Origin of the sequence: Clostridium sp., from assembly GCF_050717515.1 — a bacterium.
In the GTDB taxonomy this organism is placed as follows: Bacteria; Bacillota; Clostridia; order Clostridiales; family Clostridiaceae; genus Clostridium_AD.
The window spans coordinates 23,058-41,127 of the sequence record NZ_JBOITL010000033.1 but is presented as its reverse complement, the minus strand read 5'-3'; the positions used below and the strand labels follow the sequence as shown (position 1 = coordinate 41,127).

The following is an 18,070-nucleotide window of genomic DNA, read 5'->3' as shown; positions in this document are numbered from 1 at the left end:
ATGGATAAAAATAGAGATATAAAAATATCAGTGCGCAATTTAGTAGAGTTTGTACTGCGAGCTGGGAATTTAGATATGAGGTTTATGGGTAGTAGTAGAGCTGTAGAGGGTACTAAAGCACACCAGAAAATTCAGAAGGAAAATAGGGAGAAATATTCTGTATTTCTTGGAGAAGAATATTCGCCTGAAGTAAGCTTAAAGCATATTGTACCATACAATGGTGGCAATATTGTAATTGATGGGCGTGCTGATGGTATTCTAATAAAAAACGAGGTCGTCACTATTGATGAAATCAAAACAGTTACTAAAGATGTAGAATTGCTTCGTGAGGATCATAATAGCCTCCATTGGGCTCAAGCCAAGTGTTATGCTTATATATATGGGATTCAAAATAACCTTCAGTCTATGAATGTACAATTAACTTATTACGGAATAGATAATGAAAAAATTAAAAGATTTATTAAAGTTTTTTCAATTGAAGAGCTCCAAAATTTTTTCGATGAACTTATTTCTAACTATTTTATATGGGCCAATATTACAAGTGATTGGAATGAAACAAGAGATAACACTATAAAAGATTTGAAATTTCCCTTTGATAATTACAGGGAAGGTCAGAGGGAACTGGCTGTTTCTGTATATAAGACAGTAGTAGAACATAAGAAAATGTTTCTGCAGGCCCCCACTGGAGTAGGTAAAACTATATCTACATTGTTTCCAGCGGTTAAAGCCATGGGAGAAGGGTATACTTCAAAAATTTTTTACTTAACAGCTAAAACTATAACAAGGCAAGTTGCCGAGGATGCCTTTCATAAAATGAAGGATAATGGACTTAAATTCAAGACTATTACAATAACAGCAAAGGATAAAGTATGTTTTAGTAAGGGGAGTGCCTGTAATCCTGAGCAATGTAAATTTGCAAAAGGACATTTCGACAGAGTTAATGAGGCACTACTAGACATTCTAGAGAATGAAAATACATTTAGTAGAGAAGTAATTGAGATTTATTCAATTAAGTATAGCGTTTGTCCCTTTGAATTTTCATTGGATCTAACACTATGGTCTGATTGTGTTATATGCGATTATAATTATGTGTTTGACCCTAGAGTTTATCTAAAGAGATTCTTTATGGATAATAATGGAGATTATACTATTTTAGTTGATGAGGCTCATAACTTAGTGGATAGAGCTCGCGAAATGTTTTCGGCGCAGTTTCATAAAAAACCACTTTTAGAGTTAAAGAGAGAAATAAAAGGTCGCGACGATAATTTGTATAAAGTTTTGAATAAGTTAAATGCATTTATGCTCAGTATGAAGAAAATGTGCAATGAAAAAGGATATTACAAACAAAATTCTCAGCCTGAGGATATATATAATCTTCTTAATAAACTTACTAAAATATTAGAAGTATGGCTGACAAAAAATGAAAAATCTCAAATGTATGATAAATTTTTGGACTTGTATTTTAATTCATTGAGTTTTATTCGCATATCCGAACTTTATGATGATAAATATATAACCTATGTAGAGTGCACTGAGGATGAAGTAGTTTTAAAGATGTTTTGCCTCGATCCATCCAAACTTTTGAGAGAAGCATCAAAAAGAGGGAAATCAGTGGTGTTTTTCTCTGCAACTCTGCTACCTTTAGTATACTTTAAAGAAATTTTGGGTGGAGAAAATGAAGATTACCATCTAACTTTAGATTCTCCCTTCCATAAAGAAAACCTTAAAGTAATGATAGCTAAGAATATTTCTACTAAATATAGATATAGAGAAAATAGTTACTCCAAAATAGTTGAATACATATACTCTATAATAAGCGCTAAAAATGGGAATTATATGGTGTTTTTTCCTTCTTATAAGTATATGGAGGTGGTGAGTGATATGTTTGTTCTAAAATATCCAAAAACAAAAGTAAGGGTTCAAACTAATTTTATGACTGAAGATGCCAGAGAAGCTTTTCTCCAAAATTTTAGTGATAGGGACTCTGAGGATATTTTAGGTTTTGGAGTTTTAGGGGGTATATTTTCGGAAGGAATTGATTTAAAAGGTGACAGGCTAATTGGTGCAATAGTAATTGGTGTAGGACTCCCTATGATTTGCTTTGAAAAAGAAATTATAGTGGAATATTATGATAAAAAAAGCAATTGCGGCTATGAATATTCTTATATGTACCCAGGAATGAATAAAGTACTACAGGCAGCAGGCCGGGTAATTAGAACAGAGGAAGATAGAGGTACGGTGCTTTTAATAGATGATAGATTTCTAGAGGGAAGATATAGACGACTATTTCCAAAACAATGGGATGATTTTATCAAAATAAATAATAGTGAAGATGCAAAAAAAAAGGTTTGTGAATTTTGGAAATGAATTAAAAAGAACTTGAGCATTTGCTCAAGTTCTTTTTATATAAATAATTAAAATTTATCAAGTATATGGGGGGGATAAAGAAAAAGGAAACTAAATATTTATAACTGCTACAAATATATCTACATTACTATAAGATATTTACAACTACGAATACGATAATATTTCTTTGTTTGTTAGTTTAAATATTAGAACAAATAATCACCATCATTGTTAAATATAAAAAATAAGTAGTTTCCATTTATCTTTTGTTTTTGGGGGAGTTTAATCTTTGTAGGTTTATATCGAAATAAGCTTTTTCTTTAGTGGCTTACTATTGTTGCTATTCGACTTATTTCTTATTTTTATAATAGCATGATTAACACAAATAGTCAATAGATTTTATTAAAAGTTAATATGATGAAGACTAAAAATGAAAAACATAAACCGATTCGACAAAAAGTATAAAATATGTAATTTAATTTTTAAGCTTATTCTGAAAGGGTAATTGTAGCAATGCTTTTTAAATAGTAAATTATTTCTTTTCACAAGAACAAAAAGAAGAATTATATAGTATGTCTAAATATTTTATGAACTCTATTCTATCATCAGAATCTATTGATTTTAATGCTGCATTTACAAATTCACATCTTTCATTTAGCACTTTATCGATAATATCGTAACCTTTTTGTAGCACACTAACTCTTACTACTCTTCTATCTTTAATATCTCTTGTTCGCTCTACAAGTTGAGTATTTTCCATTCGGTCAACTAAATCAGTAATAGTACTAGGAGCTTGAAAGAGTTTTAAGCTAAGGTCACTTATAGTTAATCCACCATGGTGAATTAAGCATTGAAGAGCATCAAATTGAGGCGGAGTAATTTTGTACTCTTCTAGAATACCTCTACCTCTTTTTTTAATGCCAAAGCACACTTTTCTCAATAAAAATTCAATTTTTATTATGTTTTCATCATAATTTTCCTTCATATTTAAACCTCCTAGTTATTTTTGATAGAGCAAAAAAACCTATTCATACCCTTTTAAATGTTTCGCCGCAGGAATAATTATATACCCGCAAATTTGGTGGGTCAATTAAATTTTACAAAAGTACCTTAATCAACCATTTATTGCATGAATGTAATTAAATAAAAACTTTTGTGAACTTTTGACGGATATTTTTTACAGAAAATTAATAATGATTTAGGTGTTATAGTGCTAAAATGAAAGTAAGAATAAGAAGGGTGATAACAATTGTGAATTGTTATGTACTCCAGAGAATAATAGGAGGAATAGTATAGATGTCTGTTAACTTTGCTAGGGAATTTTATGGCTGGGATGGATTTTCAAAAATAATCTTATTGATAGGAATATTTTTGTTTGTGACTGGGTATGCATGGATTTTAGGAACAGCACTTATTATCTATTCAATTTGGAGAAGCAAATCAATTAAAATGAGTGGTAGAAATAATAAAAAATTTGTTTTTGAAATTACAAAAGGAAGTTTTCATCATAAAATGGATATTTTCAAAAAAAACATGAACTTAATTAATATTAAGAAAGATATGGAAATACTTAAGGCTATGATCAAGAAATATAAACCTATGGAAAAATTAAAACAAAGAAGAAAGTATATAGTTACCAGTTGTCCTAAATGTGCGCAAAAACTAAGATTACCAAAGGGGAAGGGTAAAATCATTGTAACTTGCTCTAAGTGTTGTAGCGAGTTTAGACTAAAAACGTAAAAAACAAACGAGATATCCCAATAAAGGAAATCTCGTTTGTTTTTTGCTTTGAGCCCTGGCTTATTCAAACCAGGGCCTATTTTAAAAAAATCTTAAATTATTTACCTGAACCTAATTCAGCAAGACAATCTTTACAAATGTTTTTACCTTTGTAGTTTACAACGTCTCTTGCGTTTTGACAGAAAATACAAGCTGGCTCATATTTTTTAAGGATGATTTGTTCACCATCTACATAGATCTCCAAAGCATCTTTGATATCTATATCCAAAGTTCTTCTCAATTCTATAGGAATAACAATTCTTCCAAGTTCGTCCACTTTTCTTACTATACCTGTTGATTTCATATAATTTCCTCCTCAAACATCTTTCGACTTATTTATAATTAAATTATAGCAAAACTAACATAAAACGTCAATAGGTTTATGAAAATATTTAATAATAATAATAAAAATTAATAAACATTTACGTATTATGCAAAAAAGCCACAATAGTCTGTCATTTTAAACAGTATTATAATGCCCTCTACATTATACATAATTTTTTATAAAAATACAATATCTATAACGAATTGTAATTAGTGTAAAAAATTATAGGGTATAAAATAAATAGTAAAAAAAAGGTTAGTACCATGGGTACTAACCTTTGAGCATGTAACTATCTATAATTAGTGAATTGAAGAGCAATATCAAAATCTTTTGATTTTACCAGGGCCATTACTTCTTGCAAATCATCAAGGTCTTTACCCGTAATTCTTAATTGGTTATCCATAATTTGAGCTTGAACTTTAATTTTACTAGATTTAATTTCTGCAATTATTTTTTTTGCTTTTTCAGTGGAAATACCTTTTACAATTTTAGCGGTTTGTCTTGCAGAACCTAATGTAGCAACATCTTGTTTACCTAAATCTAATGCTTTTCCAGATATACCTCTTTTAATTAATTTGCTTACAAGAACTTCTATAACTGATTTCAATTTAAAATCATCATCAGATACTATTTTAATATCTTCTTTTACTAAATTGATTTCAGTAATAGTGTTTTTAAAATCATATCTCTGTTTGATTTCTTTCAATGCTTGGTTTATTGCATTGTCTACTTCTTGCAAATCTACATCTGATACTATGTCAAACGAATGTGCAGCTGCCATAATTAAAAACCTCCTCTATACTTTAATAGAATTCACTAATTAATAGAATTCACTAATTAATAGAATTCTCTTAATTAATAGTAAATTAATAATATGAAAATGTAAAGGAGTTAATTAATAAAGGTTATAATTTATATGCATTTATGATTATTTTACGCTTTAGAAGATAAATTAACTAAGAGAAATGTATAGGTAGAGGAGATGATTTTTTTTCTAAGGTATTTACATAATTTAACGATATAGTTAATAGACATAAAAATAAGATGTTTTTAAAATTATAAGGGGTATATAATAAGTATTATGCACAATAAGGTTAAACATAAATGTTTGTAAGGAGAGAAATACGTGAGAGTAAATGAAAAAAATAAATTAAAAAGTATAAACAATATTGAAATTAATAAAAACCCTAAACAAATGTTAACCTACATAGATCAACATTTCCTATTTAATACATTAAACAGTATATTATCCTTGTGTAGGGAGAATTCGAAGGAAGCTAGAAAAGTTATTTTAGAACTTAGTAGCTATCTAAGATTTAATTTTGATGTAACTGATGGAATCGTTTTTTTGAATGAGGAAATAGAGTATATAAAATCTTATTTGTATATTCAAAAGGTCAGATTTGACTGTAGATTAAATATTGTGTACGATATTCAAGGAGATGTAAATTTTTTAATACCTAAAAATTCACTATACAACTTAATAGAAAATGCAATTATCCATGGAATCTTAAAAAAAAATCATGGAGGAACAATAACCTTTATGGTTGTGCGTGATAGTGAGAAAATAGTAATAAAAATCAAAGATGATGGTGTTGGTATGGATGAAAAGCAAATAGAGGGATTATTTAAAGATGAAAATGGGGGCTCAATTTCATTTATTAATTCTCAATATAAAGATATATATAATGCGGAGTTAGAAGTTGTTAGTAAATTAAATATTGGGACATGCATAACATTATATATACCAATAGAGAATATAAAATATGAGTAGCTTCAATTTTATTATTATATGAAATTTAAATATGGGTGGGGTTTATATGTTAAGAGTAGTTTTAGTAGATGATGAAAAATTGTCTTTGGAGGAATTAAGTTTTATTTTAGGTAAAAACAATGAGATAGAAATTATAGGTAAGTATGTGGATGCATTAAGCGCTTTAGAATTCATAAAAAAATCTAAACCGGAAATTGTGTTTCTAGACATAGAAATGCCAGAGATTGATGGATTTACTTTAGCTGAGGAAATATGCAAAATGGATTTTCCAGTTAGTATCATATTTGCAACAGTATTTGATAAGTATGCTGTAAAAGCTTTTGAAATTAATGCTATTGATTATGTTTTGAAACCATTTTCGGAGAAACGGCTCCAGATTACCATGGATAAAATAAATGAAAGATATAATTCTAATGAAAATATACCATCATGTAGCTATAATAATATATTTCCAGAAAAACAAGAAATTAAGGGCATGAAAAAGCTACCACTTTGGAAGGACGAATGTATATATCTTGTGCATCCACAAGATATATTATATTGTACCGTGTTAAATAAAGAGGTGCTTGTTTTAACTAAAGATGACAATTTCACAACACAGTACACTTTAAATCAATTAGGAAATAAATTAAGCAATCATAATTTCTTCAGGAGTCATAAAAGTTATTTAGTTAATTTAGATAAAATTTATAAAATAGTCCCCTGGTTTAATAGTACTTTTGTGTTGAAAATAGAGGGATACAAAGAGGAAGTGCCTGTGAGTAGACACTATGTTAAGGAATTCAAAAAAATAATTGATATGTAATGTTAAAGGTGAGGGGTGCAAATGAAAAAGATACTAATAGTAGATGATGAAGTCAATAATAGGTTATTATTAGAGGAAATACTTGAAGACTTTAAGGAACAAGGAGTAGAAATATTTCTTGCGGAAGATGGAAAGCAAGCACTGGGTATAATTCAAAGGGAGAGACCAGATTTGGTATTCTTAGATATTATGATGCCTGAAATAAATGGTTATGAGGTATGTAATATAGTGAAAAAGGAATTAAAGCTAATTAATACTTATATAGTACTGTTAACTGCAAAGGGACAAGCAGAAGATAAAAATAGAGGTAAGGACGTATTATGTGATAAATACATTACCAAGCCTTTTTATTTTGATGAAGTTATAGCTATAGCTGTAGAAATACTAGGATTAAAACTTAATTAACTATAGATTTTTAGATTTATTCTTTTAATTTTTTCGCACTGAGAAAATGAAAGAATAAATCTATTTTTTTATGTTTTAAATATGATAAAATTGACAAAAATAAATAAGAGTAGGCTTTTAGGAGTTAAAAATAAAGTTCTTAACCATAGGGGTACAAAGTTTTTCAAATAATGTTATACTATTATAAGGAATTATTACGGATGAGAGGTAGAGATGTATGTTACGTAAGGCACAAGAAAAATTAAAGAAGTATTATGGATATGATAGTTTTAGAAAAGGACAAGAGAGCGTAATTGAGAGTATTATAAATGGGAAGGATACGTTTGCTGTAATGCCTACAGGTGCAGGAAAATCAGTTTGTTATCAGATACCTGCACTACTGCTACCAGGAGTAACCCTTGTAATATCGCCACTTATATCTCTTATGAAGGATCAAGTAGATACCTTAAATAGTGTAGGTATAGCGGCAACTTATATAAATAGCTCACTTAGTGTTAATGAAGTTAATGAAAGAATTGATAAGACTTCTAAGGGGGAGTATAAGCTTCTTTATGTAGCTCCTGAAAGGTTAGAATCAGAATTTTTTTGTAACATGCTGAATAGATTGACAATATCGCTTTTAGCAGTTGATGAAGCTCATTGTGTATCTCAATGGGGACATGATTTTAGACCTAGTTATTCAGCAATTTCTAGTTTGATAAGAAAACTTTCTGTAAGACCAATTATAGCAGCATTTACTGCCACCGCAACGCAAGCGGTAAGGCAAGACGTTATAAAATTACTAGAATTAAGAGAGCCAGATGTTTATGTAACTGGGTTTAATAGAGAAAATTTAAGCTTTACTGTAATTCGTGGAGAAAACAAAAGAGATTTTGTTTTAAAATATATTGAAGATAACAAAGACAAAGTAGGGATAATCTATACAGCTACAAGAAAGGAAACGGATAATCTTTATGAGCTTTTGCATAAAAAGGGATACAATGTTGGTAAATATCATGCAGGGTTAGGTGACGAGCTGCGGCGGGAAAACCAAGAAAAGTTTTTGTATGATGATATAAACATTATTATTGCTACAAATGCTTTTGGAATGGGAATAGACAAATCAAATGTTCGATATGTAATTCATTATAATTTAACAAAGAGCATGGAGGCCTATTATCAAGAGGCAGGCCGTGGAGGCCGTGATGGAGAGCCTAGTGAATGCGTATTACTGTTTTCGGCTGCAGATGTACTGCTTCAAAAATTTTTTATAGAACAAAGCACCGTATCACCTGAAAGAAAGATAAGCGAATATAAGAAACTTCAAGCTATGGTGGATTATTCACATACTACTAGATGTCTTAGGCAGTTTATTTTAGAATATTTTGGTGAAGAAAATGTTCAGGATAAATGCTACAATTGCAGTACCTGCAATGATGAAAGTGAACTGGTAGATATAACTATAGAGGCGCAAAAAATCTTTTCTTGCATCCTTAGGATGAAGGAGAGGTTTGGTACTACCTTAATTGCAGAGGTGCTTCGAGGTTCTAAGAATAAAAAAGTTTTGGACCTTGGATTTGAGAAACTATCTACCTATGGAATAATAAAGCAATATACTGTTAAAGAGATAAGAGATCTTATAAATGTACTTACGGCAGAAGACTATCTTTCTCTTGCAGATGGTCAATTTCCAGTGGTTCGATTAAAAGAAAAAGCTGTGGCAGTACTTAAAAACCAGGAAAAGGTCTATCAAAAGGTTGAGAAAAGAAAAGCTAAGGCAGCTGGAGGTAATGGTTTATTTGAAATACTGCGCTCACTTCGAAAAGAGATTTCAGAGCGGGAAAAAGTTCCACCATATATTGTTTTTGCAGATAGTGCCCTAAGAGAAATGAGCGAATATTTCCCAGTAAATAAAAGTGCGTTGTTAAGTATCAAAGGTGTAGGAGAATCTAAACTTAACAAGTATGGAGAGGAATTTATTGGGGTTATAAAAAAATATATGAGTGAAAATAATATAGAACTTAAGGAAGAAATATTATATAATGAAGAAGTTGATATTACGGCTTTAAATGAAACTGCAGTAGAACAGAAGGGCGAAAATGAAGATAAGGTTCCTAGCTATGTTATTACTTATAATATGTATAAAGAGGGCAAAAGCATAGAGGATATAATTTCTGAGAGACAATTAAAAAGTCTTACAGTACAAGATCATATATTAAAATGTGCTTATGAGGGTTTTGAAGTGAATTTAGATGATTTTATTCCAAAAAATCATGAAGCACTTATTATAGAAGTTATAGAAAAAATCGGAGCTTCAAAGTTAAAACCTATTAAAGACGCGCTGCCAGAGGAAATAGATTATTTAGCTATAAAAGCAGCTATATTTAAGCACGCCAACAATAAAATTTCTTAGAAAAAAGGAGAAAATATGGATAAATCATTTGTTGAATTAGGAGTACAAGAAAACCTTATAGAGGGGTTAAAAAAACAAGGGATCGAAAGCCCTACAGAAATCCAAGCAAAGGCTATTCCCCTAGGACTTGAAAACAAAGACATCATAGGAGAATCAGAAACGGGTACAGGTAAAACACTAGCTTATTTACTGCCTATATTCCAAAAAATAGACGTTACATCAAAGGATATTCAAGCAATTATACTTGCACCTACTCATGAGCTTGCAATGCAAATACATAAGCAGATAGAACTTTTATCAGAGAACTCAAAGAGTTTAATAAAATCCACTAGTATAATAGGCAATGTTAACATCAAAAGGCAGCTAGAGTCTCTTAAAGAAAAACCACATATAATAGTTGGCTCTGCAGGAAGAATTTTAGAACTTATAACTATGAAGAAACTAAAATCACATGGAGTTAAGACTATAGTAATTGATGAAGGCGATAGAATGATAGATGAAAATAACATAGAGGGTGTAAAGGCTATAATAAAAACTACTCTTAGGGATAGACAAATTATGTTATTTTCAGCTACAGTATCACTTAAAGCAGTAGAAATTGCTAAAACACTAATGAAGGATGCAGAGGTTATTAAAGTAGGGGATAAAAGCGTTGTAAACCCTAATATTGAGCATATGTATTTTCTAGTTGAAAGAAGAGAAAAACTGATTCTTTTAAGGAAACTTATAAGTGCCACAAACCCTAAAAAAGCAATAATATTTATAAACAAAAGTGATGAGGTAGAAATTACAACTTCAAAGCTTAGCTATCATGGATTAAAAGTAGAAGGAATTCACGGAACATCTGATAAGGAAAATAGAAAGAAAGCTATTGAGGATTTCAATTCAGGGAAAATCCAACTTTTGGTGGCTTCTGATTTAGCAGCTAGAGGACTTGATATAGGAGGAGTAACACATATATTCAACCTTGATATACCAGAGAACTCTAAGGACTATTTACATAGAGTAGGAAGAACAGCAAGAATGGGTCAGCATGGGCTGGCTCTATCCATAGCAGAAGAGAGAGAACTTGATCTTATTAAAACTTATGAAAAAGATTTTAATATAGAAATCCTGCAAAAAGATATCTACATGGGAAGAATTATTGAGCCAGGGGAGTCACCTAAAGCTAAGCACGCAGAAAGGCTCCAAAATAAAATATCAAACACTAATAATTTCAATAAAAATAAATAAATTAGGAATAAATTTCATTAGCCTACTTTCCTTCCTTATGGTATAATGGGCAGTAGTTTGACTATAATGGAATCACTTAATGTATGGAGGTATTTATAAATATATGATTAGTACAAATAATATAAGTTTAAGATATGGTGCACGTAAATTATTTGATAATGTTAATATAAAATTTACACCTGGCAATTGTTATGGATTAATTGGTGCAAATGGTTCTGGTAAATCAACTTTTCTTAAAATATTATCAGGGGAAATTGAGTCTAATACAGGAGAAGTTATAATTACGCCAGGAGAAAGATTAGCAGTTTTAAAGCAAGATCATTTTGAATTTGATGAACATGAAGTTATTAAAACCGTAATGATGGGACATGTAAGACTTTTTGAAATAATGAAAGAAAAAGATGACCTATATGCAAAACCAGATTTTACAGATGAAGACGGAATTAGAGCTGCAGTACTAGAAGGTGAATTTGCAGAACTTAATGGATGGGAAGCTGAATCAGAAGCTTCAACTCTTTTAATGGGCCTTGGCATAACTGAAGAACTTCAAGATAAAAAAATGAAGGAACTAACCGGATCAGAAAAGGTTAAGGTACTCCTTGCACAAACACTATTTGGTAAGCCAGATATTCTATTACTGGATGAGCCTACAAACAATTTAGATGCAAAATCTAAAAAGTGGCTTGAAAATTTCTTGCTGAATTTTGATAGTACTGTTATAGTTGTCTCACATGATAGACATTTTTTGAATAAAATATGTACTCATGTTGCAGATATAGACTTTAGTAAAATTCAATTATTTGTTGGAAATTATGATTTCTGGTATGAGTCTAGTCAACTGGCTCTTCAAATGGCTAAGGATTCAAATAAGAAAAAAGAAGAAAAAATTGCAGAGCTTCAAAACTTTATTGCTAGATTTAGCTCTAATGCTTCTAAAGCAAAACAGGCTACTTCTCGTAAAAAACAATTAGATAAATTGACATTAGATGATATAAAACCTTCTTCTCGTAAATATCCTTTTGTTGGGTTTAAACCAGAAAGAGAAGCTGGAAATGATTTATTAGTAGTTGAAAATTTAACTAAAATTGTAGATGGAGTAACACTTCTTGATAATTTATCTTTTATAGTTAACAAGGGAGATAAGATTGCATTTACAGGGGCAGATGAAATAGCTAAAACTACATTATTTAAGATATTAATGGGTGAAATGGAGCCAGATAGTGGTGAATTTAAATGGGGCGTTACTACTTCCCAAGCTTATTTACCTAAGGATAACTCAGAATATTTTAACGCTGTAGATTGTAGCTTGGTTGATTGGCTCAGACAATTTTCAGAAGAAAAAGCAGAAAGCTTTATTAGAGGATTTTTAGGAAGAATGCTTTTCTCAGGAGAAGAAGCTCTTAAACAATCTAGTGTCTTGTCTGGTGGAGAAAAGGTTAGATGTATGCTTTCTAAGATGATGCTTAGTAATGCTAATGTGTTAATTTTAGACGAGCCTACAAATCACTTAGACTTAGAGTCTATTACTGCTATAAACAACGGTTTAACTAGTTTTACTGGAACAATTTTGATTACGTCTCATGATTATCAGCTAATTCAAACAGTTGCAAATAGAATAATAGAAATTACACCTAAGGGTATAATGGATAAACAAATGTCATATGATGAATTCCAAGAAAGCGATGATATTCAAAAGGAATTAGAACTTATGTACAAATAAAGAAAAGCACTTCTAATAAAATTTTTATTAGAAGTGCTTTTTAAATTAACTATAAACCAAAGCCGCCAAAGCCACCGCCACATCCGCCGCCGCAACCACCACGTCCACCAATGCCTAAAAGTAAAAGAACTAACCAAATACCGCTGCCACCACCACAACCATTTCCAAAGCCGCCTCCACAACCATTTCCGCAGCTGTTTCCACAAGTAGGTTCACATCTGCAAACAGGTCTGCAGCAACAATTATTATTACAACAACAGTTTTTATGTCTATGACTCATATAAAAACCCTCCCTTTATATTTCGGTACATTCGAATAAATAACAGCTTGTTATTTATTTTCCTGTGCCTAAGTAAAAGTCTGAAAATCAACTAAAGTGACATAATTCGCCACTTAAAGAAGAAATTTTACACTTTAACTTAAGTATTGGAGTTGCTTTGGTATTAATACCACCACATCTAGGTGATGGACTTCTTTTTAAAAAACCGTCAAATAAAAGAAGTTATAGCTGGTACTTTAGTATATTCTGGATTTTACTAAATGTGTATATAAAACAATAGTAAAGATTAAAATAAAAACCCCCTTGCATTATATACTTTAAGGTGTATAATCTAATTATAAGACACCCCCCCATAGGGGGGTAATAAGGAGAGGGTTAAATGAATGTAGAAAAAGTTAAGGCGTTACAAGCATTAAAAACTTCTAAAGGACAAATAGAGGGAATAATAAAAATGATGGAAGATGGAAGATACTGTGTTGATATATCTAACCAAATCATTGCAGCCCAAGCCCTTTTAAAAAAAGCAAATCTTCTAATTTTAAAACAACATATGCATCACTGTGTTGTAGAGGCAGTTAAGCAGGATAATGGAGATGAAAAAATAGATGAAATTATAGAACTTTTATCTAAAATAATGGATAAATAGAATTTAAATATTGAATTATAGGAGGGAAAGTTATGACAACAAAGTCATTAAAAATAGATGGAATGACCTGCTCCGCTTGTGCTAAAGCAGTTGAAAGAGCCACTAAAAAGCTAGATGGAGTAATAGAGTCAAATGTAAATTTTGCTACAGAAAAACTTACTATAAACTATGATGAAGCTAAAACATCAGTGCCAGATATTCAAGCTGCTGTAGAAAAGGCAGGGTATAAGGCCTTGATTGAATCAACTAGCAAGACTTTTAAAATTGAAGGTATGACTTGCGCGGCTTGTGTTAAGGCAATTGAAAGAGTTACTAAAAAGCTGGATGGCGTAATAGGGGCAAATGTAAATTATGCAACAGAAAAATTAAATATATCCTATGAACCATCAAAGGTTAGAATATCAGATATAAAGAAAGCCGTAGAAAAAGCTGGTTATAAAGTATTAGAATCAGAAACTACTGTTGATGCTGATAAAGAAAGAAAAGAAAAAGAAATAAAATTATTATGGAATAAATTTATTATTTCTGTAATGTTCACAGTACCATTACTCTTTATATCCATGGGACATATGGTAGCTGAAAAATTTGGATACCATCTTCCAGAATTTATAGACCCTATGAGCAGTCCAAGGTTTTTTGCAATTCTGCAATTAGTTTTAGTTATACCAGTTATGATTGCAGGTAATAGATTTTTTAGGGTAGGCTTTAAATCTTTAATACGAAGAAGTCCTAATATGGATACGCTAATTGCAATGGGTACTTCAGCAGCATTTTTCTATGGAGTATTTGCTATAATGCAAATTTTCGGTGGAAATGTAGATTATGCCTATGACTTATATTTTGAGTCAGCAGCGGTTATTATAACCCTTATTACCCTAGGTAAATACTTAGAATCAGTTACAAAGGGAAAGACTTCCGAAGCTATAAAGAAACTTATGGGGCTCGCTCCTAAAACAGCTATTATAATAAGAGATGGAAAAGAAATTGAAATGCCTATAGAAGAAGTTGAAGTAGGCGATATAATTTTTGTAAGGCCAGGTGAAAAAATGCCTGTAGATGGTGAAGTTGTCCACGGAATTACTGCTGTAGATGAAGCTATGATTACAGGGGAAAGTATGCCAGTAGAAAAAACTGTTGGTGATAAAATCATAGGAGCTAGTATTAATAAGAACGGTACTATAAAATATAAGGCAACAAGGGTTGGAAAAGATACAGCCTTAGCTCAAATTATAAAACTAGTAGAAGATGCCCAAGGATCTAAAGCTCCAATTGCAAAAATGGCTGATATAATTTCAGGGTATTTCGTTCCAGTTGTTATGGGTCTCGCACTTTTATCTAGCGCAGGTTGGTATCTCTCAGGTGAAACTGCAGTATTTTCTTTAACTATATTCATATCTGTGCTTGTAATTGCTTGCCCTTGTGCATTAGGCCTTGCAACTCCAACAGCAATAATGGTTGGTACAGGTAAAGGTGCAGAGTATGGAGTTTTAATAAAAAGTGGAGTTGCTTTAGAAACAGCTCATAAAATTGAAACTATAGTTTTTGATAAAACAGGAACTATAACAGAAGGAAAACCAAAGGTCACTGATATAATTGTTACAAACAATATAACAGAGGAACAATTATTGCAAATAGCAGCCTCAGCAGAAAAGGGTTCAGAACATCCTCTTGGTGAAGCAATAGTAAAAGCGGCAGAGGAAAATAAAGTAGAATTTAAAATTTTAGACTTTTTTAAAGCAATACCGGGACATGGAATCCAGGTTAAAATAGATGGCAAAAATATTTTACTTGGAAATAGAAAACTTATGGTGGAGCGCAATATACCTCTAGATAACCTAGAAGAAACTTCCCATAATTTAGCGGCAGAAGGTAAAACTCCAATGTATATAGCAATAGAAGATAAAATATCAGGAATTATAGCTGTTGCTGATACTGTTAAAGAAAGTAGTAAAAAAGCAATTGAAAAACTTCATGAAATGGGAATTGAAGTAGTAATGATAACTGGAGATAATAAGATAACTGCAGGAGCTATAGCGAGAGAAGTAGGCATAGATAGAGTTCTTGCAGAAGTGCTTCCAGAAGATAAGGCAAATGAGGTTAAAAAACTTCAAGCCACAGGAAAGAAAGTTGCTATGGTTGGTGATGGTATAAATGATGCTCCAGCACTAGCACAAGCAGATATTGGTATAGCTATAGGATCAGGTACAGATGTTGCAATTGAATCCGCAGATATAGTTCTTATGAGAAGTGATTTAAGGGATGTTGCAACTGCAATAGAATTAAGTAAGAAGACTATAAAAAACATCAAAGAAAATTTATTCTGGGCCTTTGGATATAACACCTTAGGTATCCCAGTTGCTATGGGAGTATTATATGTCTTTAACGGACCACTGCTCAGTCCAATTATAGCAGCTACAGCCATGAGCTTTAGCTCGGTATCTGTATTATTAAATGCATTAAGACTAAAGGGATTTAAACCTGTTAGGTAAAAAGGTGCCACCCAGGTGGCAAGTGGCAAGTTTATAAGAAATATTGAAAGCACATGGAATTCCATGTGCTTTTAATATTTTGGATATGTTATACGAAAATAGTTATATTATAAAAAAATATGTTTTTTTTCACTATATGAAACTATTTGTTAAACATCTTTGTCTAATGGGTGAAGATAAAAAATTATAGATCTATAAAAAATCTCTATAGGGGTGATTAAACTGATAGAATTAATTGAAAAAGCTATAAAAGGGGATAATGAGAGTTTTGATACCTTAATACAAAGTAGAAAAGATAATATATATAAGGTAGCATACAGTTATGTAAATAATACTGAAGATGCTCTTGATATAATGCAAGAAGTGATTTACAAAGCGCTAGTATCCATAAAACATTTAAAAGAGCCACAGTATTTTAATACATGGCTCACAAGAATAACTATAAATTGTTCAATAAACTATTTGAATAAATCAAAAAAAGTTATATATATTGATGAAAAACACATAGAAGACATGGCTTCAAATTTAAATAATACTGAAGAAATTATGGATTTACATGAAGCTTTAAAGAATTTAGATACCAAATATAAATCCATAGTAATTTTAAAATACTTTGAAGATTTAACACTAAAGGATATTTCAGATATTTTTAAAATACCATTAAGCACAGTTAAAACACAACTTTATCGTGGTTTAGAAAAACTTAAAATTGATCTTAAGGAGGTTGAATAATATGAGTAATAATTTAGATGATTTAAAGAAAATTTATAATGACATAGAAGTACCAGAAAATTTAAGTGAATTTGTTGATATATCATTAGGGAAAGGAAGATCAAGAATGAAAAAAGAAAATATAAAAAAAACATGGATAAAAGGATTTGCTGCAAGTGTTGCTATTTTTACTGTGTTCACTATTAGTATAAATACTATGCCTACATTTGCTAACTCTTTAGTAGATGTTCCTATAGTTGGGAAATTAGTTAAGGTACTTCAGTTTAAAAATGGAGAAGCTACTGGTGGTAAAATTACTGATGGAGCAGATGCAAATTCTATAAATCTTAAAAAGAATGCTAGTAATGAAACTATAGTGATTAACTTTACGAGCAGTAAGGATAACAAAGTTACAGATAATGTTGCTCACTTTAAAGTGGATTATAAAAATAATCCTTCTACTATGACTTTTACCATTAATGGAGCAAGAGCTTTAACAGCAGAAAAAGACTTTGAAGTTATTAAGAAAAGTAGTTATGTTTCAGATATATACAAAAATATGATGTTAGATGATTCAGCTGTTAAATTTACAATTGTGTTTAATAAACCTATAAAATATGAAGTAAAAGAATATAAGGATCCTGCTCGTATTGTAATTAAATTAACACAGGATATAAATCAATCAACAAAAACTGTGTATGCTGTTAGAACCTTGTCTAATGAATTTGGGGAGAATTTAGGAATAATAGAGGAGCAATTGTTTCAACAACTTAATATTAGAACACTTAAGGATAATAAAGGGACATTCTGTGTGGAGGCAGGTGTTTTTAATACTAAAGCTGAAGCAGAGGCTAAGATTAAAGATTTAACGACAAAATACAGCGAAAATCTTAAATTTGTTGTTGAAGAAAGAGGTTGTTTAGAGATTCCAAAACAAATTAAATAATTAAAAGTAAAGCGAGGCTGTAAAAGTAACAGGATACAATTATGTTTTTGTATTCTGCTACTTTTTTAATGTTTTTCGTTATTTTATGGAATATATTACATTTATTTCAAAGAAGTGTTATAATGTTTCTAGAATGCAATTATAGGTAGTATTTTATTTCTACAAAAAAGTTTTTTTTAAAACAAATAGAATATATTAATAAAATTAAAAAATATTTAT

General features: G+C 30.6%; 16 protein-coding genes. 12 read left to right on the top strand and 4 right to left on the bottom strand.

Annotation, left to right across the window (positions count from 1 at the left end; translation table 11 throughout):
- Positions 1-2,367 carry an ATP-dependent DNA helicase gene (locus ACREV6_RS18225; protein WP_431579471.1) on the top strand — a complete coding sequence of 789 codons (2,367 nt, stop codon included), beginning with the start codon at positions 1-3 and terminating at the stop codon, positions 2,365-2,367.
- Positions 2,368-2,878: 511 nt separating this feature from the next.
- Here the strand turns inward: ACREV6_RS18225 and ACREV6_RS18220 are convergent.
- Complete coding sequence (locus ACREV6_RS18220) at positions 2,879-3,331, bottom strand: MarR family winged helix-turn-helix transcriptional regulator (protein ID WP_431579470.1); 453 nt, start codon at positions 3,329-3,331, stop codon at positions 2,879-2,881.
- A gap of 311 nt (positions 3,332-3,642) precedes the next feature.
- Here ACREV6_RS18220 and ACREV6_RS18215 point away from each other — a divergent pair, with 311 nt between their 5' ends.
- Positions 3,643-4,086 carry a hypothetical protein gene (locus tag ACREV6_RS18215; RefSeq protein WP_431579469.1) on the top strand — a complete coding sequence of 148 codons (444 nt, stop codon included), beginning with the start codon at positions 3,643-3,645 and terminating at the stop codon, positions 4,084-4,086.
- A gap of 97 nt (positions 4,087-4,183) precedes the next feature.
- Here the strand turns inward: ACREV6_RS18215 and ACREV6_RS18210 are convergent, their stop codons facing one another.
- Both ACREV6_RS18210 and ACREV6_RS18205 read right to left on the bottom strand, forming a co-directional pair.
- Positions 4,184-4,429: an AbrB/MazE/SpoVT family DNA-binding domain-containing protein gene (locus tag ACREV6_RS18210; RefSeq protein WP_125004371.1), complete on the bottom strand. Its 246-nt coding sequence runs from the start codon at positions 4,427-4,429 to the stop codon at positions 4,184-4,186.
- A gap of 310 nt (positions 4,430-4,739) precedes the next feature.
- Positions 4,740-5,231, bottom strand: coding sequence for a YajQ family cyclic di-GMP-binding protein (locus ACREV6_RS18205; protein ID WP_125004373.1), 492 nt, complete (start codon positions 5,229-5,231; stop codon positions 4,740-4,742).
- 345 nt (positions 5,232-5,576) lie between these two features.
- Between ACREV6_RS18205 and ACREV6_RS18200 the strand changes: the two genes are divergently transcribed.
- From ACREV6_RS18200 to ACREV6_RS18175, 6 genes are all read left to right on the top strand, one after another.
- Complete coding sequence (locus ACREV6_RS18200; RefSeq protein WP_431579468.1) at positions 5,577-6,224, top strand: sensor histidine kinase; 648 nt, start codon at positions 5,577-5,579, stop codon at positions 6,222-6,224.
- A gap of 46 nt (positions 6,225-6,270) precedes the next feature.
- The gene (locus ACREV6_RS18195; RefSeq protein ID WP_431579467.1) at positions 6,271-7,029 is read left to right on the top strand and encodes a LytR/AlgR family response regulator transcription factor; all 759 of its coding nucleotides are present in this window, start codon (positions 6,271-6,273) and stop codon (positions 7,027-7,029) included.
- A 21-nt stretch (positions 7,030-7,050) separates the two neighbouring features.
- Positions 7,051-7,434 carry a response regulator gene (locus ACREV6_RS18190; protein ID WP_431579466.1) on the top strand — a complete coding sequence of 128 codons (384 nt, stop codon included), beginning with the start codon at positions 7,051-7,053 and terminating at the stop codon, positions 7,432-7,434.
- A gap of 217 nt (positions 7,435-7,651) precedes the next feature.
- Entirely contained in the window at positions 7,652-9,826 is a 2,175-nt protein-coding gene (recQ, locus tag ACREV6_RS18185) for a DNA helicase RecQ (protein ID WP_431579465.1), read from the top strand.
- A gap of 15 nt (positions 9,827-9,841) precedes the next feature.
- A complete protein-coding gene (locus ACREV6_RS18180) occupies positions 9,842-11,059 on the top strand; it encodes a DEAD/DEAH box helicase (protein WP_431579464.1) in 1,218 nt (405 codons plus the stop codon).
- Between the two features lie 103 nt (positions 11,060-11,162).
- Positions 11,163-12,779 (top strand): ABC-F family ATP-binding cassette domain-containing protein, encoded by a 1,617-nt coding sequence (locus ACREV6_RS18175; RefSeq protein WP_431579463.1) that lies wholly within the window; start codon positions 11,163-11,165, stop codon positions 12,777-12,779.
- A 49-nt stretch (positions 12,780-12,828) separates the two neighbouring features.
- Here the strand turns inward: ACREV6_RS18175 and ACREV6_RS18170 are convergent, their stop codons facing one another.
- Entirely contained in the window at positions 12,829-13,059 is a 231-nt protein-coding gene (locus tag ACREV6_RS18170) for a ground-like protein (protein ID WP_431579462.1), read from the bottom strand.
- A 379-nt stretch (positions 13,060-13,438) separates the two neighbouring features.
- On the opposite strand from ACREV6_RS18170, the gene ACREV6_RS18165 reads away from it, so the two are divergent.
- The 4 genes from ACREV6_RS18165 to ACREV6_RS18150 all read left to right on the top strand — a co-directional run bounded on the left by ACREV6_RS18165 (position 13,439) and on the right by ACREV6_RS18150 (position 17,851).
- Positions 13,439-13,705: a metal-sensing transcriptional repressor gene (locus ACREV6_RS18165; protein ID WP_431579461.1), complete on the top strand. Its 267-nt coding sequence runs from the start codon at positions 13,439-13,441 to the stop codon at positions 13,703-13,705.
- 32 nt (positions 13,706-13,737) lie between these two features.
- Entirely contained in the window at positions 13,738-16,194 is a 2,457-nt protein-coding gene (locus tag ACREV6_RS18160; protein WP_431579460.1) for a heavy metal translocating P-type ATPase, read from the top strand.
- A gap of 213 nt (positions 16,195-16,407) precedes the next feature.
- Positions 16,408-16,926: a sigma-70 family RNA polymerase sigma factor gene (locus ACREV6_RS18155; protein ID WP_431579459.1), complete on the top strand. Its 519-nt coding sequence runs from the start codon at positions 16,408-16,410 to the stop codon at positions 16,924-16,926.
- 1 nt (position 16,927) lies between these two features.
- Positions 16,928-17,851, top strand: a complete 924-nt coding sequence (locus ACREV6_RS18150) for a DUF4179 domain-containing protein (protein WP_431579458.1) — start codon at positions 16,928-16,930, stop codon at positions 17,849-17,851.
- The last annotated feature ends 219 nt before the right edge of the window (positions 17,852-18,070 follow it).

What these genes read in the sequence shown, in the direction of transcription:
- ACREV6_RS18160 (WP_431579460.1), top strand. Translation starts at nt 13,738, where the DNA reads ATGACAACAAAGTCATTAAAAATAGATGGAATGACCTGCTCCGCTTGT.
- ACREV6_RS18175 (WP_431579463.1), top strand. Translation starts at nt 11,163, where the DNA reads ATGATTAGTACAAATAATATAAGTTTAAGATATGGTGCACGTAAATTA.
- ACREV6_RS18165 (WP_431579461.1), top strand. Translation starts at nt 13,439, where the DNA reads ATGAATGTAGAAAAAGTTAAGGCGTTACAAGCATTAAAAACTTCTAAA.
- ACREV6_RS18180 (WP_431579464.1), top strand. Translation starts at nt 9,842, where the DNA reads ATGGATAAATCATTTGTTGAATTAGGAGTACAAGAAAACCTTATAGAG.
- ACREV6_RS18170 (WP_431579462.1), bottom strand. Translation starts at nt 13,059, where the DNA reads ATGAGTCATAGACATAAAAACTGTTGTTGTAATAATAATTGTTGCTGC.
- ACREV6_RS18215 (WP_431579469.1), top strand. Translation starts at nt 3,643, where the DNA reads ATGTCTGTTAACTTTGCTAGGGAATTTTATGGCTGGGATGGATTTTCA.
- ACREV6_RS18225 (WP_431579471.1), top strand. Translation starts at nt 1, where the DNA reads ATGGATAAAAATAGAGATATAAAAATATCAGTGCGCAATTTAGTAGAG.
- ACREV6_RS18210 (WP_125004371.1), bottom strand. Translation starts at nt 4,429, where the DNA reads ATGAAATCAACAGGTATAGTAAGAAAAGTGGACGAACTTGGAAGAATT.
- ACREV6_RS18205 (WP_125004373.1), bottom strand. Translation starts at nt 5,231, where the DNA reads ATGGCAGCTGCACATTCGTTTGACATAGTATCAGATGTAGATTTGCAA.
- ACREV6_RS18150 (WP_431579458.1), top strand. Translation starts at nt 16,928, where the DNA reads ATGAGTAATAATTTAGATGATTTAAAGAAAATTTATAATGACATAGAA.
- ACREV6_RS18195 (WP_431579467.1), top strand. Translation starts at nt 6,271, where the DNA reads ATGTTAAGAGTAGTTTTAGTAGATGATGAAAAATTGTCTTTGGAGGAA.
- recQ (WP_431579465.1), top strand. Translation starts at nt 7,652, where the DNA reads ATGTTACGTAAGGCACAAGAAAAATTAAAGAAGTATTATGGATATGAT.
- ACREV6_RS18220 (WP_431579470.1), bottom strand. Translation starts at nt 3,331, where the DNA reads ATGAAGGAAAATTATGATGAAAACATAATAAAAATTGAATTTTTATTG.
- ACREV6_RS18190 (WP_431579466.1), top strand. Translation starts at nt 7,051, where the DNA reads ATGAAAAAGATACTAATAGTAGATGATGAAGTCAATAATAGGTTATTA.